The sequence below is a fragment of the Arthrobacter sp. MA-N2 genome (assembly GCF_000517125.1).
GTDB classification, from domain to species: Bacteria; Actinomycetota; Actinomycetes; order Actinomycetales; family Micrococcaceae; genus Arthrobacter; species Arthrobacter methylotrophus.
Genome location: NZ_KI912155.1, coordinates 1,984,446 through 1,998,806, shown reverse-complemented (window position 1 = coordinate 1,998,806; position 14,361 = coordinate 1,984,446). Strand labels below are relative to the sequence as shown.

14 protein-coding genes and 1 pseudogene are annotated in these 14,361 nt (G+C 63.2%); 9 read left to right on the top strand and 6 right to left on the bottom strand.

Annotation, left to right across the window (positions count from 1 at the left end; all coding sequences use genetic code 11):
• Window positions 1–10: 10 nt before the first annotated feature.
• Window positions 11–1,267, top strand: a complete 1,257-nt coding sequence (locus A3M3_RS0110095; RefSeq protein ID WP_028266219.1) for an aminopeptidase P family protein — start codon at window positions 11–13, stop codon at window positions 1,265–1,267.
• A 123-nt stretch (window positions 1,268–1,390) separates the two neighbouring features.
• A complete protein-coding gene (locus A3M3_RS0110090; RefSeq protein WP_028266218.1) occupies window positions 1,391–2,194 on the top strand; it encodes an IclR family transcriptional regulator in 804 nt (267 codons plus the stop codon).
• A 198-nt stretch (window positions 2,195–2,392) separates the two neighbouring features.
• Here the strand turns inward: A3M3_RS0110090 and A3M3_RS0110085 are convergent, their stop codons facing one another.
• Window positions 2,393–3,526: an LOG family protein gene (locus A3M3_RS0110085; RefSeq protein ID WP_028266217.1), complete on the bottom strand. Its 1,134-nt coding sequence runs from the start codon at window positions 3,524–3,526 to the stop codon at window positions 2,393–2,395.
• Window positions 3,527–3,588: 62 nt separating this feature from the next.
• Here A3M3_RS0110085 and A3M3_RS0110080 point away from each other — a divergent pair, with 62 nt between their 5' ends.
• The 5 genes from A3M3_RS0110080 to iolB all read left to right on the top strand — a co-directional run bounded on the left by A3M3_RS0110080 (window position 3,589) and on the right by iolB (window position 7,241).
• Entirely contained in the window at window positions 3,589–4,368 is a 780-nt protein-coding gene (locus A3M3_RS0110080; protein WP_028266216.1) for a gamma-glutamyl-gamma-aminobutyrate hydrolase family protein, read from the top strand.
• 103 nt (window positions 4,369–4,471) lie between these two features.
• On the top strand, window positions 4,472–4,867 hold the full coding sequence (locus A3M3_RS27420; protein WP_028266215.1) for a cupredoxin domain-containing protein: 396 nt from the start codon (window positions 4,472–4,474) through the stop codon (window positions 4,865–4,867).
• 11 nt (window positions 4,868–4,878) lie between these two features.
• Window positions 4,879–5,313, top strand: a complete 435-nt coding sequence (locus tag A3M3_RS0110070; protein WP_051423096.1) for a hypothetical protein — start codon at window positions 4,879–4,881, stop codon at window positions 5,311–5,313.
• Window positions 5,314–5,583: 270 nt separating this feature from the next.
• On the top strand, window positions 5,584–6,324 hold the full coding sequence (locus A3M3_RS0110065) for a GntR family transcriptional regulator (protein WP_028266213.1): 741 nt from the start codon (window positions 5,584–5,586) through the stop codon (window positions 6,322–6,324).
• A gap of 17 nt (window positions 6,325–6,341) precedes the next feature.
• Window positions 6,342–7,241: a 5-deoxy-glucuronate isomerase gene (gene iolB / locus A3M3_RS0110060; protein WP_028266212.1), complete on the top strand. Its 900-nt coding sequence runs from the start codon at window positions 6,342–6,344 to the stop codon at window positions 7,239–7,241.
• Between the two features lie 293 nt (window positions 7,242–7,534).
• On the opposite strand, the pseudogene A3M3_RS28045 reads toward iolB, so the two are convergent.
• From A3M3_RS28045 to A3M3_RS0110035, 5 genes and pseudogenes are all read right to left on the bottom strand, one after another.
• A pseudogene (locus A3M3_RS28045) lies at window positions 7,535–7,648 on the bottom strand (inositol 2-dehydrogenase); the annotation flags it as partial.
• A gap of 108 nt (window positions 7,649–7,756) precedes the next feature.
• On the bottom strand, window positions 7,757–8,701 hold the full coding sequence (locus A3M3_RS0110050) for an ATP-binding cassette domain-containing protein (RefSeq protein WP_028266210.1): 945 nt from the start codon (window positions 8,699–8,701) through the stop codon (window positions 7,757–7,759).
• Window positions 8,702–8,716: 15 nt separating this feature from the next.
• The gene (locus A3M3_RS0110045) at window positions 8,717–9,769 is read right to left on the bottom strand and encodes an ABC transporter permease (RefSeq protein ID WP_028266209.1); all 1,053 of its coding nucleotides are present in this window, start codon (window positions 9,767–9,769) and stop codon (window positions 8,717–8,719) included.
• Window positions 9,770–9,833: 64 nt separating this feature from the next.
• A complete protein-coding gene (locus tag A3M3_RS0110040; RefSeq protein ID WP_028266208.1) occupies window positions 9,834–10,829 on the bottom strand; it encodes a substrate-binding domain-containing protein in 996 nt (331 codons plus the stop codon).
• Window positions 10,830–10,978: 149 nt separating this feature from the next.
• A complete protein-coding gene (locus A3M3_RS0110035) occupies window positions 10,979–11,989 on the bottom strand; it encodes a LacI family DNA-binding transcriptional regulator (RefSeq protein ID WP_028266207.1) in 1,011 nt (336 codons plus the stop codon).
• A gap of 156 nt (window positions 11,990–12,145) precedes the next feature.
• Between A3M3_RS0110035 and A3M3_RS0110030 the strand changes: the two genes are divergently transcribed.
• Both A3M3_RS0110030 and A3M3_RS0110025 read left to right on the top strand, forming a co-directional pair.
• Window positions 12,146–13,324 (top strand): Gfo/Idh/MocA family protein, encoded by a 1,179-nt coding sequence (locus A3M3_RS0110030; protein WP_028266206.1) that lies wholly within the window; start codon window positions 12,146–12,148, stop codon window positions 13,322–13,324.
• Window positions 13,321–14,331, top strand: a complete 1,011-nt coding sequence (locus A3M3_RS0110025) for a sugar phosphate isomerase/epimerase family protein (protein ID WP_028266205.1) — start codon at window positions 13,321–13,323, stop codon at window positions 14,329–14,331. Before A3M3_RS0110030 ends, A3M3_RS0110025 begins: the two co-directional genes overlap by 4 nt.
• Window positions 14,332–14,361: the final 30 nt, after the last annotated feature.

Here is a 14,361-nt window from a genome sequence, read left to right as displayed (position 1 = left end):
AACACCACGCATGACCATCACCGAGAACGAAGCAGTCAACGACGTCTCCAAGCTTGAGCGCCTCAAGGTCCTCAACAACGGCGAGAAGGTCTCACTGACCTTCTCCGACGCGGAATTCGAGCGACGCCTCGCCGGACTTCGCCGGATCATGGCCGAGAAGGAACTGGACGCCGTTGTCCTCACCAGCTACCACTCCATCAAGTACTACTCCGACTTCCTGTTCACCTACTTCGGCCGTTCCTACGCCATGGTGGTCACAGCCGACGACACCGTCACCGTGACCGCCAACATCGACGCCGGCATGCCTTGGCGCCGCAGCTTCGGAGACAACCTGGTCTACACGGACTGGCGCCGGGACAACTACATCTTCGGCATCCAGGAAGTGCTGCGCACCCGCGGGATCAACGTCCGGCGCCTGGGTGTGGAGGACGATTCCCTTCCGCTGGACAACCGCAACAAGATCCAGGCTGCCTTCGAATCGGCTACCTTGGTGGACGTCGCACAGGCCGCGATGCGCCAGCGCATGATCAAGTCTTCCGAGGAAATCGAAGTCATCAAGCACGGCGCCCGAATCGGCGACCTTGGCGGCGAAGCCATCCGCAACGCCATCACGGCCGGCATCACCGAGTACGAGGTGGCACTGATCGGCACCGAGGCCATGGTGCACGAGATCGCCCGCACGTTCCCGAACTCCGAAATCCGCGACACCTGGGTTTGGTTCCAGTCCGGCATCAACACCGATGGTGCCCACAACTGGGCCACCACCCGCAAGATCCAGGAACACGACATCCTGTCCCTGAACTGCTTCCCCATGACCAGCGGCTACTACACGGCCCTGGAGCGCACCCTGTTCTACGGCGAACCGGATGCCCGCTCCCTGGAGCTGTGGAACATCAACGTCGAGGTACACGAGCGTGGTTTGGAACTCATCAAGCCCGGCGCTGTCTGCAAGGACATTGCCGCGGAACTGAATGAGATCTACGTGGGCCACGGCTTGCTGGCCAACCGCACTTTCGGCTACGGCCACTCCTTCGGCGTGCTCAGCCACTACTACGGCCGCGAAGCGGGGCTGGAACTGCGCGAGGACATCGACACGGTCCTGGAACCAGGCATGGTGGTCTCCATGGAACCGATGATCACGGTCCTCGATGGCCAGCCGGGTGCCGGCGGATACCGGGAACACGACATCCTGGTTGTCGGTGAAGACGGCGCCGAGAACATCACCAAGTTCCCGTTCGGCCCCGAATACAACATCATCGGCGCCTAGCACCCACCCCTCCTCTGGACATGCCCAGCCTTAGGCTCGAGCGATGGACATATGCTGCATATGTCCATCGCCTTGGGCAAAGGCTGGGCATGTCCCCGTTAAAAGAGCCATATAGTGACCATCATGACCCCAGCAACCACCAGCGACATCCCGGCCAACGGCGACTCCAAAGGCGCCTCGGTCCTCGAGAATGCTATCGCCGTGCTCCGCAGCTTCACTGCCGAAGAACCGCTCTTAGGAGTCACTGAGATCGCCAGCAGGATCGGCCTGCACAAAAGCACCGTGTCCCGCATTCTGGCGACCTTCGAGCAGGAACATTTAGTGGAGCGCGACGCCGATTCCCGCCGATTCCGGTTGGGCTTGGGCATGATCGCTTTGGCTGGTCCGCTTCTTGCCGAACTGGAAGAGCGTCGGGTGGCCTATCCGGTGCTGCGCGAGCTCAGCGAACGAACGGGCGAGACCAGCGCCCTCATGGTGTGGAACGGAAGTGAATCGATGTGTGTAGAACAGATCGCCAGCCGTCACCAGGTCAAGCACCTCGCACCGTTGGGGGCCCGTTACAATGAGGCACTCAGCTCCTCGGTCCAGGTCTTCCTAGCCTCCGAAGACCCAGACCGGGTGCGCAAGCTGATGCGCAGCGGCTCGATAACCCTTCCCGGACTCGACGACGAAACCCTCGAGGCCTACCTCCTTCGGCTTAAGGAGTCGGTGAACCGTGGCTGGGCCTTCAATTTCGGCGAAACATCCATCGAAGAAGTCGGGGTAGCATCCCCTGTCTACGACCACCGGGGTGACATTGTGGCCTCCGTGTTGGTCCCCGCACCCAAGTTCCGGGTCTCACAGGACACGCTCGCCAGCCTCGGCGAGGCATGCCAAGATGCAGCCCGGAAGATCACACGCCGCCTGGGTGGCCGCGCGCCTCAATAGACCGGCCCTTGCCCCGGGACATGCCCAACCCCAGTCCCCACCACTGGACATGTCCTCCTTGTCCCAGGGGACATGCCCTGCGCCAAGCCCAAGCACTGGACATATACGCAATATGTCCAGTGCTCCGAGCCACGGCTGGGCATGTCCCCTCGGCAGCACCGCGAGGGGGCATGTCCCCTGGGCCACCTCGGGAGGGGGCTACGCCGCGACGACGGCGAGCGCCTCCTCGACCGTGTCCACCAGGAAGACGCGGTCCTCCATCACTTTCCCTGCTGCCAGGCTCTGCAGCATGGGCCATGCGGGATACTTGTGCTCCCAATGGTCGCTCCCCACGAGGACCATGGGCGTGACCTTTTCCGGGGCACCGTAGAAGTTCTCGCACGCGTCCTGGAAGATTTCCTGTACGGTGCCGGCGGAGCCAGGGAGGAACACGATCCCGCCGTTACACAGTTCCAGCAGGATCGCTTCACGCATGGAGTTTGCGAAGTATTTGGCGATGTGGGTGGCGAAAAGGTTGGGCGGCTCGTGACCGTAGAACCAGGTAGGGATGCCCAACGACGTCGTTCCGCGCGGATGGCGCCTGATGACGGCCGCCGCCGCCCGCGCCCAGGCGGTCACCGAAGGACGGAACCCCGGAACCCCCGCGAGCGATTGCAGCGCGGCAGCGAAGTCGCCGTCGGGCAGGCCGCTCAAGTAGGCGCCGAGGTTGGCCGCTTCCATGGCCCCGGGCCCGCCGCCTGTAGCCACTGTGAAGCCGGACAGTGCCAAGAGGCGCCCTAGGCGTGCGGCGTCGTCGAAGTCTTGTGTTCCCCGTTGTGCGGCATGCCCGCCCATGACCCCCACCATCTTGTGCCCTGAGAAATCCCCGTTGTCCATGAGTTCGTCCAGGGCGTCCCCGATGGCGTGGTCGTGGAGCGCGGCGGCGAGAGTTGCGTCCAAACTGGTGCGTTGCCCCGGCATGATGCTCCACTGGTACACCCTTGCGTCCAGTGTTGACTCGTACTCCGTTGAATCAATGTCCTCGTACAGTTCGGCGGCGCTGTAGAGACTTCCCCGGTAAGGGTTGAACGGGACGCCACGCAGCTTGGGAAAGATGAGTGCGCCGCGGCTGCGCAGGGAGTCCTCGACCCCGTCGTCGAAGGTGCAGCCCAGAAAGATGGCGCCTAGGGGATCCAACCGTTCCAAGTCCGCCCGCCGCCCACGCAGGTCCAACGACTGTGCGTGCCATCCGTGCATCGTTGCGGCTCCGGAGCTGAGCAAGCTGTCGAAATGGGCCACGCTCCCAATGTCAAGCGTGCGGGGACTGGGAGTCAGGGAACCGGACGGATTCATGGCATCAGCGTAAGCCCGCGGTTCCGTTGCGCAGGAGTCGCCCGGCCGGTGCATCATGGAGCATGCAGATTTCCGAACAGCAGAGCAGCGTCCGTCCCCGGATCGGCATTCCCGTCCGGCTCAGCAGCTCCGAAGACGCCGACGCCCGGGTGGGCGAGGCGAATGAACTCTTCGAGTTCATCGTCCAGCTAGTGCGCGACGCCGGTGCGGAGCCGGTATTGCTCGACGCCTCCTTCACCGACGAAGCGGGCAGGCTGGCCACCGAGCTCCGTTCCCTCAACGGGGTCCTGCTGCCCGGCGGCGGAGACCTGGATCCGCGGCTTTACGGCGAAGAAGCAAGCGAAGCCTGCTACGACGTCAACCCGGAGCAGGACCGCTTGGACTTAGCGGTCGCCCGGGAATCGCTCGACGCCGGTTTGCCCACCCTCGGTATCTGCCGCGGCCACCAGCTCCTGAATGTCGTGTACGGCGGGACGCTCATCCAGGACATGCACCCTTCGTTGGTGGAGCACAACGGCCTGACGTCGGCGGAGGGTGGGCTAAGCGTCTGGGCTTGGCACGACGTCGAACTTTCCCCGGCTTCAAAAGTAGCGGGGCTTTATGGTTCGCGGAACTCGGTGCGGATTGCTTCGGGACATCACCAAGCGGTTGCCCGAGTGGGCGATGGCCTGGTGGTGACCGCGGTTGCAGAGGATGGCACCGTGGAAGCCCTTGAGGATCCGCAGCGCTGGGTGGCATCCGTGCAATGGCATCCGGAGGCCTCGCAATTGCCGGAAGAGGAACGGCTGGCCCCGTTCAAGGCTTTCGTGGAGGTCTGCAGGACGCTGCGTCCTGTTTCCTGAGAGTGTAGTTACTCGTTGTGGTGAACCTGATGGCTCCTGATTACGTCTCATGAATGTGGCAGGCAAATTCCGGCCACCGGACATGAGAAGCGGGGAACCAGTCATGAGGAAGAACGCCAAAGCGCTGATGGTCATCGTGGCGGCGGCCGCTTTGATCTCCGTGTCCGGGTGCGGAGCGTCCGGAACCGGCGGATATGGCGTGTCATCGAGCCCGCCTTCCGCCGTTTCCTCCGGCACTCCACAATCCGGCATCGCCACCATCACTATCAAGGACTTCGGCTACCAGGGACCCGTGTCGGTCAGCCCCGGCGCCAAGGTCACGGTGAAGAACGAAGACGCCCAGGCCCATACGGTCACCTCGGACGATGGCAAGGCGTTCGACGCCGCGGCCAACGGCGGAGGCGGAACAGCCCAGTTCACGGCGCCCACTACACCGGGCAGCTATGCATACCACTGCGCCTACCACTCCAATATGCACGGAATGCTGGTCGTGAAATGAGCACAGGGAAGATGAGCACGCTGCCAGCCGCTCGCCGCAGGCCGAGGGACGTCGTGCTGCGGCTGCTTGTCGTTGCAGCCCTGGTTATTGACGCAGTGGTGCACTTTCAGCTTGCCCCCGGCTACCAGTTGGCTGCTCCGGGCGGAATCGGGCAAGGAAACTTGTTCCGTCTGGAGGCCGCGGCCGCGCTCCTGGCCAGCCTGTACGTCCTGGTCCGCGGCAGCCGGCCGGCTTACGCAGCCGCCCTGCTCGTTGCTGGCAGCGCTTTCGTGGTGGTCCTCCTCTACCGCTATGTCGATATTCCGGCCATGGGTCCGATCCCGTCCATGTACGAGCCAGTGTGGTTTTTCGAGAAGTCCCTCAGCGCCGTCGCCGAGGGAGTGGGGGCGGCTTTGGCCGCCGCCGGTCTCTTCAGGCAACGCCGCGGTTCGCGTCGACGCCGCTGAGAAGCGCCCCCGTCCCTGACAGGCACGCCGCCCGCGCTGAAATCCCAAGAGCCCGAGAGCCTGAGAGCCCAGCGCTTATCCGCCCATGGTTCTGATGACTGGACATGTCCCTCATAGCGGCCCTGAAATGGTGCAATAGCCGCGACTTCGGCACCCTTGACCCATGCGACCCTCCTGCTATCATCAGTAAAGCAGTATGTCCTATCAAGCGAACATGAGCGGACATGCGTGCAACTTCCGGGACAGTCCCGGAATGCGAGGGAGCATGCAATGGCGAATCAACTTGGCCTCACTATCGACCGCTCGTCCCCCGTGCCTTTGTACCACCAGGTGGTCCAGGGCATCGAGGCTGCCATCCACAACGGAGTACTGGAGCCGGGTAGCCGCTTGGACAACGAAATAGACCTCGCCGCCCAGCTCAACCTGTCGCGGCCCACCATGCGCAAGGCTATGGACGAACTGGTCCGCTCGGGTCTGTTGGTCCGCAAGCGCGGCGTCGGCACACAGGTGGTGTCGAGCCAAGTCCGCAGGCCGCTGGAGCTCTCCAGCCTCTACGACGATCTGACGAACAACGGGAAGAAGCCCACAACACAGGTCCTCAGCTTCTCGCACATGGAGGCCGACGCAGCCACGCTGACCGCCCTCCAGCTTCCGGCCGGGTCCAAGGTCTACCACTTCACCCGGCTACGCAAAGTGGGCGGCAAGCCCCTGGCGCTGATGGAGAACTGGGTCCGCGACGACATCACCACCATGGACGAGTCCATGCTCGCCGCGGAAGGCCTCTACGCCATCCTTCGCCGCGGCGGCGTGAACTTCCGCCTCGCCTCGCAGCGGATCGGTGCCATGATCGCCAACGACTACCAGGCACCGCTGCTCGAGACCGAGGCCGGCTCAGCCTTGGTCACCATGGAGCGCACCGCCGTCGACGACACCGGACGCATGGTGGAAACCGGGCACCACGTCTACCGGGCCGATTCCTACAGCTTTGAAATGACACTCGTACAGCGCTAACGCAAGGACACAGCTTCATGGCCAACTGGGTCTATCCACTGGGAACAGCCAACGACGGCGATTGGGACATCTCGCTCGGAACCTCCGATTCCGCGTTGATTGTGGACGGTTGGGCTCACACGGGGCTCAAGGTCGCCACGCTCGCCGCGGGCGCCGCCGTCGAGCTCCCCGCCGCGGCTGAAGAGCGGATCGTCGTGCCGCTCAACGGCGCCTTCACGGTGACGGTCGACGACGTCGAGTATCCCCTTGCGGGGCGGCCGTCCGTCTTCCATGGCCCGAGCGATGTGCTGTATTCCGGCACGAACGCCGCCGTCACTATCAGTTCGTCCGACGGCGGCCGCGTCGCCGTCGCCACGGCCCCGGCTAACGCGTCGTACCCCACCAGGCTAGTCACCGCCGCGGAAACCCCGGTGGAGCTGCGTGGTGCAGGCAATTGCTCCCGTCAGGTCCACAACTTCGGCACCCCTGCCGCTCTCGAGGCAGATCGCTTCATTGTCTGCGAAGTGCTCACCCCCGCAGGCAACTGGTCCTCCTATCCCCCGCACAAGCATGACGAGGAAAAGGACGGCGAGACGCAGCTCGAGGAGATCTACTACTTCGAGACCCGCGTGGCTGACGGCTCGGGTGCACCCGACCCTGCCCATGCGGATGCGATCGGCTATCAACGCGTTTACGCTTCAGATGACCGTCCGATCGACGTTGCCGCAGAGGTTCGCACGGGCGACGTCGTGCTCGTCCCCTATGGCTGGCACGGTCCCGCCATGGCCGCTCCCGGCTACGACCTGTACTACTTGAACGTCATGGCCGGCCCGGGCCCTGTGCGCGAATGGCTCATCAGCGACGACCCCCACCACGGGTGGGTGCGGCAGAGCTGGGATGGTCAGGACATCGACCCCCGTTTGCCGTTCGGCACCTAAGGCCGTTCGGCACCCGAACCAGACGCAGGAACGCTCCTCCGGAACGAATGTTCCGGAGGAGCGTCCTTGTGATGGAGGGATTCTCGGAAGGGGCTCTTATCTGCAGGAGCGTTCCTCGAAAGGCGTGTGTATCTGCAGGAGGGTCGGGGGAATCCAGCTTATTTGTGGAGGAGCGTTCCTGCCGATGACAGGGAACTCCGCCCCGCTTGCCACGACACCTCCGTGATGGCGGGTCCAAGAGCCAAGGGCGACATAGCCTGGATCGAAGCGGAGTCATGGGAGGCAATCACGACGGCGTCGAGGTCTGCCACGAAGGTGACTTCGGCTCCGCTGATGGTGGTGGAGAGGTTCCTGATGTGGTCTGCGCCCATAACGCCGGCGCCGATAACGCCAACCCGGGTCGGCATGCTGTCTTCCCGTCTACTACGTAGTGCACATTCCCGCTGGGCATGGCGAGCGGGGACCCATCCGTTTTCAGGCGGACCCCCGTCTCCATCGCCCTGTGTCCCTGCCCGTTAGGCGTGCCGCGGGCTGTTTTCCCTTGAAGAGTCGGCAACGTCGGCGATTTCAGTTACCCCGGCGACTTCGGCTTGGACTTCTTTGAGGGCTTGGGTGTGTCCGCCGAGTTGTTCGAGTTCGTGGGCGAGTTCTGCCAGTTCCGCGCCGCCGGCCATCTGGGCGGTGAGTTCGTCCAGGGTGATGTCCTTTTTGTCGTAGTAGCCGATGGACTTGCCGCGTTTGAGCAGCAGGAACCGGTCACCGACGGGGAAGGCGTGGTGCGGGTTGTGGGTGATGAAAATGACGCCCAGGCCCCGGTCCCGGGCCTGCAGGATGTAGCGGAGCACGACGCCGGACTGCTTGACTCCCAGCGCGGCGGTGGGTTCGTCCAGGATCAACACCTTCGCCCCGAAGTACACGGCCCGGGCGATCGCGACGCATTGGCGTTCACCGCCGGAAAGCTGACCGATGGGCTGTTCCACATCGCGCAGATCGATGCCCATCGCGGCCAGCTCCTTCAGCGTGATGTCCTTCATCTTCTGGACATCCATGGACTTGAACGGCCCGAACCCGGAGGTCAGTTCCGAGCCCAGGAAGAAGTTCCGCCAGATCGGCATCAACGGCACCACGGCCAGGTCCTGGTAGACCGTGGCGATGCCGGCATCCAGGGCGTCCCGGGGCGAGTTGAACTTCCGCTCATCGCCCATGACGTGCAGGGTGCCTTCATCGTGCTGGTGCAGGCCCGCGATGATCTTGATCAGCGTGGACTTGCCCGCGCCGTTGTCCCCCAGCACGCAAGTGACCCGGCCATTGTCCACGGCCATCGTCACGTCCCGCAGGGCGATGATGTTCCCGTAGTGCTTGCCCACCCCGTCCAGGGAGAGCAGATGCACGGGGGTGTGGGTCAGCGGGTCCTTCTCGTCCCGGAGCAGGGTCTGCTGATCGATCTGTTTGGCATTCATTTTCCCTAACCCCTTTTACTTAAGCTCTGCACGACGTTTGACGATGAGGTTCACGATGGTGGCCAGCAGCAACATCAGGCCCAGGAAGAACTTGAACCAGTCCGGGTTCCACTGCGCATACACAATGCCCTTGTTCGCCATCCCGAAAATAAACGCACCGATCGCCCCGCCCACCGCCGAACCATAACCACCCGTGAGCAGGCAGCCGCCGATCACCGCGGCAATGATGTACAGGAACTCGTTGCCCACACCCTCACCGGACTGCACAGCATCGAACGCGAACAAGTTATGCATGCCCAGGACCCAGCCGCAGAACCCCACCGCCATGAACAACCCGATCTTCGTCCTGGTCACCGGCACCCCCACGGCACGGGCCGCGTTCGCGTCCCCGCCCACCGCGAAGATCCAGTTCCCCACCTTCGTGCGCAACAGCACCCACGACGCGATCGCGACCAGGATGATCCAGAAGAACACCGTGATCTTCACCTCGACCCCGCCGATACTGATCGAGGAAGCAAACACCGCATGCGCCGAATCAAAACCATCCAGCTTCGAAATCGACGGAGACGACACCGACCCGCCGATCAGCCGCGTCAACGCCAGATTCAGGCCCGTAAGCATCAGAAACGTCGCCAACGTCACAATGAAGGACGGAAGCTTCGTCTTGACCAGAATCCACCCATTGATGAAACCAATGCCCAACGAAACCACCAGCGCCAGCACCACCCCGACCCAGGCATTCATCGAGAAATACCAACTGAACAACGACGCCGTCAGGGCCGAGGAAATCACAGCCACACCAGTGGAAAGATCGAACTCACCACCAATCATCAACAACGACACCCCCACCGCCATGATCCCGATCGTCGAAGACCCATAAAGGATCGTCGCCAAAGCATTCGGCTGCGTGAACGTACCCGAGACCGAAGCAAAGAAAACAAACAAAACCACAGCCCCCACCAAGGCACCCACTTCAGGCCTCGCCAAAAACTTCTGGAACGGATTGCGTTGCCCAACCCGCTCATCCTTGATCGGCGCGGGCGCCGGGGGCAATGTTGCTGTTGACATGGGAAGAACTCCTTGTTGCTCAGGCCGCGCGGTGGTAACCCGCCGCGCGGCCAGGATCCTGGATCTAGCGGACGCCCTGCTGGGCGAATTTGAGGACGTCGGAAGCGTTGGACTTGTCAACGATTGTGGGGCCGGTCAGCACCGGCTGGCCGCCACCGATCTTGAAACCGCCACGCTTGGCCTGCCAGAGAGCGTCGACGGACATGTAGCCCTGGAGCCACGGCTGCTGGTCCACCGTGAAGATCACGGAGCCATCGACGATCTTCTGCGCGAGGTCCGCATTCAGGTCGAAGCTGGCAACCTTCGCGGAGCTGCTCGCGTCCGTGACGGATTTGAGGAGCGTCAGGGTGATCGGAGCGCCCAGGCCGATAATGACGTCAGCGTCTTTCGTCGCCTGAAGCTTCGCGGTCGCGGTGGACTGGACCGAGGTCATGTCCTGGCCGTTCACATAAAGAATCTCTGTCCCCGGAACCTTTTCCTTGACACCTGCGCACCGTGCTTCAAGACCAACGTGGCCCTGTTGCTGGATCACGCAGACCGGATGCTTGAAGCCCTGGGCCGCGAGCTTGGTTCCCACGGCCTCGCCGGCGAGCTTCTCGTTGGAGCCGAAGTGCGTAAAAGCGCCGAGCTGCGCGGACACGTCCTCGCCGGCGTTGAGGCTGACCACCGGGATGCCCGCGTCCTCTGCCTTCTTGAGGACATCTTTGAGGGCGTCCGGAGTGGCGAGGGTCACGGCGATGCCATCGACCTTCTGGTCGATGGCCTGCTGTACGAGCTGTGCCTGGCGGCCGGCTTCGGGGTCGCTGGTGTACAGGAGGTCAACGTTGTCCTTGGCGGACGCTTCCTCTGCACCCTTGCGCACGATGTCCCAGAAGGTATCGCCTGCCGCTGCGTGGGTGATGAGGGCAACTTTCATCCGGGGAGTGCTGACGGCTTGACCGCCTCCTGCGGCGTTGGCGCTGTCAGCCGGCTTTCCCCCTTGGCTGGAACAAGCGCTAAGAGCCATCATCGGAACGACGGCTGCCACAAGCGCCGCTTTCCGCCAGGAAAACTTCTTCACGATTTATCTCCTTTGATAGGGGTAGCGGCCCTGCCGCTCTGCAGGAACTCAAAGCCCTCTACACAGATCATGGTGACTAGCCTCACATATGTCAATACTTTGTCCTGACATTAGGATGTTTTTACGTGCAGGCGGTGCTCGATGACCGCCTAGCGGGCCGCTGGCGCCGTCGTAGATCGGACAATCAAGACAGGTTCGATAAGCGTGCGCTGCGGCTCCAAAGCCGGGTTTTCGATCCTGGCGAGCAGCCTGTTTGCTACGTCAATCCCGAGCAGATCGCTGCGGTTGTCGACGGATGTGATGTCCAGATACTTCGATTTAGCCAAAGGCGAGTTGTCATAGCCGATGACGGAAATGTCGCCGGGAACATTCAGCCCGCGCGCCTTGAGGGCCGCAAATGCACCCATGGCCATCGTGTCGTTGGCCGCGAAGATCGCCGTGGTATCCGGGTATTTTTCCAGGAGCCAGCAAGAAGAGGCGTAGCCGTCCTCCTCCGAGGTACCTTGGGACTCGGCAATCAAGAGTTCGACGCCCGCCTCCTCAATCCGCCGCCGAAACCCCGCGCGCCGGTGGGCCGACGCGCCGTCGGACCCCGAAAGATGGCCGATGCGGGTATGCCCCAACCCCAGCAAGTGGTCCGCCGCCATGCCGCCCCCGCCGTCGTCGTCGTTGGTTATCAGGTCGGCGCCGCTTGGCACTCCCTTGCGCCAGCCGGCCACCACCGTAGGAACGCCAGATTCGGCCAGCATGGACTCGCTCGGCTCCGCGGCGATGACGAGCGCGTCGACATGCATAGCCAGGAGGCCGTCCGCGGCATCCTTGATGCGGTTCGCGCCGGGCCGGGAGTCGGCCAGCATCACGTGGTAGCCGAGGTCCGCCAGGACGGACTCCATGCCCCTCAGGAGATCCACGAACCACAGGTTCCGGTAGTCGTCGATCAACAAACCGATACTCTTCGTCCGATTGCTCGCCAGCGTGGTCGCGGCGCGGCTGGGACGGTAGCCCAGCTCCGATATTGCCGCTTGGACGGCTTCGCGGCGTTTATCACTGACCCTCGCCGGTGACTGGAGAACCAAGGACACCAACGACGGCGAGACGCCGGCAAGCTTGGCAACGTCATAGATGGTCGGGCGCCGGGTTTTGGGACGTGTCGCACTCATGGTTCAGGAACCTTTCTTCTCTGTTGTCAAGGGTGCTAGCGATACATTGACAGGACATACTCACATGATTAGGCTTTGACTCCAGTGCTAAATTGTAGCGCTCCAAAGTGCCAACGGGGTGTTCGGCACCCAGGCTGAATTTCGAAGGAGAAATCAATGGCTGAGAGCCTAGGGGTCGCCGTTATCGGCGCAGGAATGGCCGGCAAGGCCCATGCTGCGGCCTACCGCACAGCGTCTACCCTTTACAGCCCCGTGCTTCCGCCGGTGCGCCTCGTATCGATCGGCGACGTGAACGCCGAGTTCGGTTCCCTCGCGGCCCGGCGATTCGGCTACGAACGCAATGACACCTCGTGGCAGGCGATCGCAGAGGCAGACGATATCGACGTCGTGAGCGTCGTCATCGCGAATTCCCTCCACCGCGAGGTCGTCGAGGGTCTCCTCGCTGCAGGTAAGCACGTACTCTGCGAGAAGCCCCTGAGCGACTCCCTCGAGGACGCCCGCGCCATGGCCGCGGCCGCCCGCAACGCTTCAAGCATCGCGCGCATTGGCTTCACGTTCCGCCGCACGCCCGGCATCGCCTATATCCGCGACCTCATCCGCAGCGGGGTGCTCGGCAACGTCCTGCACTTCAGCGGCCGCTACTGGACAGACTACGGCTTCAGCCCCTCGGCTCCGATGAGCTGGCGCTACAAGGGCGGCCCCGGTTCCGGCGCGCTGGCCGACGTCGGAAGCCACCTGGCCTACGTTTCCGAGTTCCTGTGCGGCGATATCAAGTCCATCACCGGTGGCCGCCTGAGCACCGTCATCGGCAAGCGCCCGTTGCCGCTCGGTGCCGTCATCGGACACGACCATGCAGCGGTGAGCGACACTTTCGAAGCTGTAGAGAACGACGATTACGCAGCCTTCAACGCGGAGTTCGAAACCGGCGCCGGCAGCTTTGAAGTTTCCCGCGTTGCCGCCGGCCACGCCAACAGCCTCAACTTCGAAGTGTTCTGCGAGAACGGTGCGGCCAAGTTCGACCAGCGCCGCCCCTCCGAAATCCAGCTCTTCCTCAACGATGGCTCCGGCAACGAGAACGGCTACCGCCAGGTCATCCTCGGCCCGGGCCACCCCTATATCGCCGGCGGCCTCGCCATGGACGCCCCCGAAGTCGGCTTCGGCCAGAACGACGCCTTCGGCTACCAAGCCCGCGCATTCCTCGAAGAGGTCGCCGGCCTTCCCGAGGCCGAGTCTCTCCCCCGCTGTGCGACGTTCGACGAAGGCGTCCGCAATATGGAACTGCTCGGTGCTGTTACGGAATCCGCACTCAACCACGGAAAGAAGATCGCACTGTGAAACTCGGCGTCTACAACGCAATCCTGCACGACCGGCCCCTTCCCGAGGCCCTCAAAGTCATCGCTGATCTGGGGCTGACCGGGATCGAAATCAACACGGGCGGGTTCCTGCCTGCCGTTCACGTTCCCACCATGGACCAGATCCTGGTCTCGGATGCCGCGCGGGATGACTACCTCGGGATCTTCGAGGGGACCAGCGTCGCCATTGCGGGCCTGAACTGCAACGGCAACCCGCTGCACCCGAAGCGCGAGATCGGCAAAAAGCACGCCGAAGACATCCGCCGCTCCATCCGGCTCGCGGAACGTCTCGGCCAGAACCGGGTCGTGACCATGTCCGGCCTGCCCGGCGGCGAGCCCGGCGCGACCGTAACGAACTGGATCGTGAATGCTTGGAATTCGGCGGCCTTGGACGTGCTGGATTACCAATGGGACGTCGCGGCGAAGTTCTGGCGCGAGACCGACCGCCTGGCCGCAGATCATGGCGTCAAGGTGGCCCTCGAACTTCACCCGCAGAACATCGTGTTCAACACCGCCGACGTGCACAAGCTCATCGAACTCACGGGAGCCACCCACGTGGGCGTCGAACTAGACGCTTCCCACCTGTTCTGGCAGCGGATGGATCCAGTGGCCGTGGTCCGTGAACTCGGTCCGCTGGTCTTCCAGGCGGCCGCGAAGGACGTCCGCGTCAACACCGCGAATGCTGCCCTCTACGGTGTGCTTGATAACAGCTTCCGTAGGCTTTCGCCGGAGGAAAACCGCACCAACCTCGGCGACGACGAATGGGCCAACGAGTGGCCCAAGAACTCCGCTTGGGACTTCGTCGCCCTCGGCCGCGGTCACGACACCGCCTACTGGACCGAGTTCCTGCGAGCCCTGCATGAAGTGGATCCGAACATGCTGGTCAACATCGAACACGAAGATACCTCCCTGGGCCGCATCGAAGGTCTCGAGGTGGCTGCCAAGGTCCTGCGGGATGCCGACGCTGCGGTGACCGCGACTCTGCCATGAGATCGTGAGCGGGCGTCGGTCGAAGCAACG

What these genes read in the sequence shown, in the direction of transcription:
- A3M3_RS0110045 (WP_028266209.1), bottom strand. Translation starts at nt 9,769, where the DNA reads ATGTCAACAGCAACATTGCCCCCGGCGCCCGCGCCGATCAAGGATGAG.
- A3M3_RS0110030 (WP_028266206.1), top strand. Translation starts at nt 12,146, where the DNA reads ATGGCTGAGAGCCTAGGGGTCGCCGTTATCGGCGCAGGAATGGCCGGC.
- A3M3_RS0110080 (WP_028266216.1), top strand. Translation starts at nt 3,589, where the DNA reads ATGCAGATTTCCGAACAGCAGAGCAGCGTCCGTCCCCGGATCGGCATT.
- A3M3_RS0110035 (WP_028266207.1), bottom strand. Translation starts at nt 11,989, where the DNA reads ATGAGTGCGACACGTCCCAAAACCCGGCGCCCGACCATCTATGACGTT.
- A3M3_RS27420 (WP_028266215.1), top strand. Translation starts at nt 4,472, where the DNA reads ATGAGGAAGAACGCCAAAGCGCTGATGGTCATCGTGGCGGCGGCCGCT.
- A3M3_RS0110095 (WP_028266219.1), top strand. Translation starts at nt 11, where the DNA reads ATGACCATCACCGAGAACGAAGCAGTCAACGACGTCTCCAAGCTTGAG.
- A3M3_RS0110065 (WP_028266213.1), top strand. Translation starts at nt 5,584, where the DNA reads ATGGCGAATCAACTTGGCCTCACTATCGACCGCTCGTCCCCCGTGCCT.
- A3M3_RS0110085 (WP_028266217.1), bottom strand. Translation starts at nt 3,526, where the DNA reads ATGAATCCGTCCGGTTCCCTGACTCCCAGTCCCCGCACGCTTGACATT.
- A3M3_RS0110070 (WP_051423096.1), top strand. Translation starts at nt 4,879, where the DNA reads ATGAGCACGCTGCCAGCCGCTCGCCGCAGGCCGAGGGACGTCGTGCTG.
- A3M3_RS0110050 (WP_028266210.1), bottom strand. Translation starts at nt 8,701, where the DNA reads ATGAATGCCAAACAGATCGATCAGCAGACCCTGCTCCGGGACGAGAAG.
- A3M3_RS0110090 (WP_028266218.1), top strand. Translation starts at nt 1,391, where the DNA reads ATGACCCCAGCAACCACCAGCGACATCCCGGCCAACGGCGACTCCAAA.
- iolB (WP_028266212.1), top strand. Translation starts at nt 6,342, where the DNA reads ATGGCCAACTGGGTCTATCCACTGGGAACAGCCAACGACGGCGATTGG.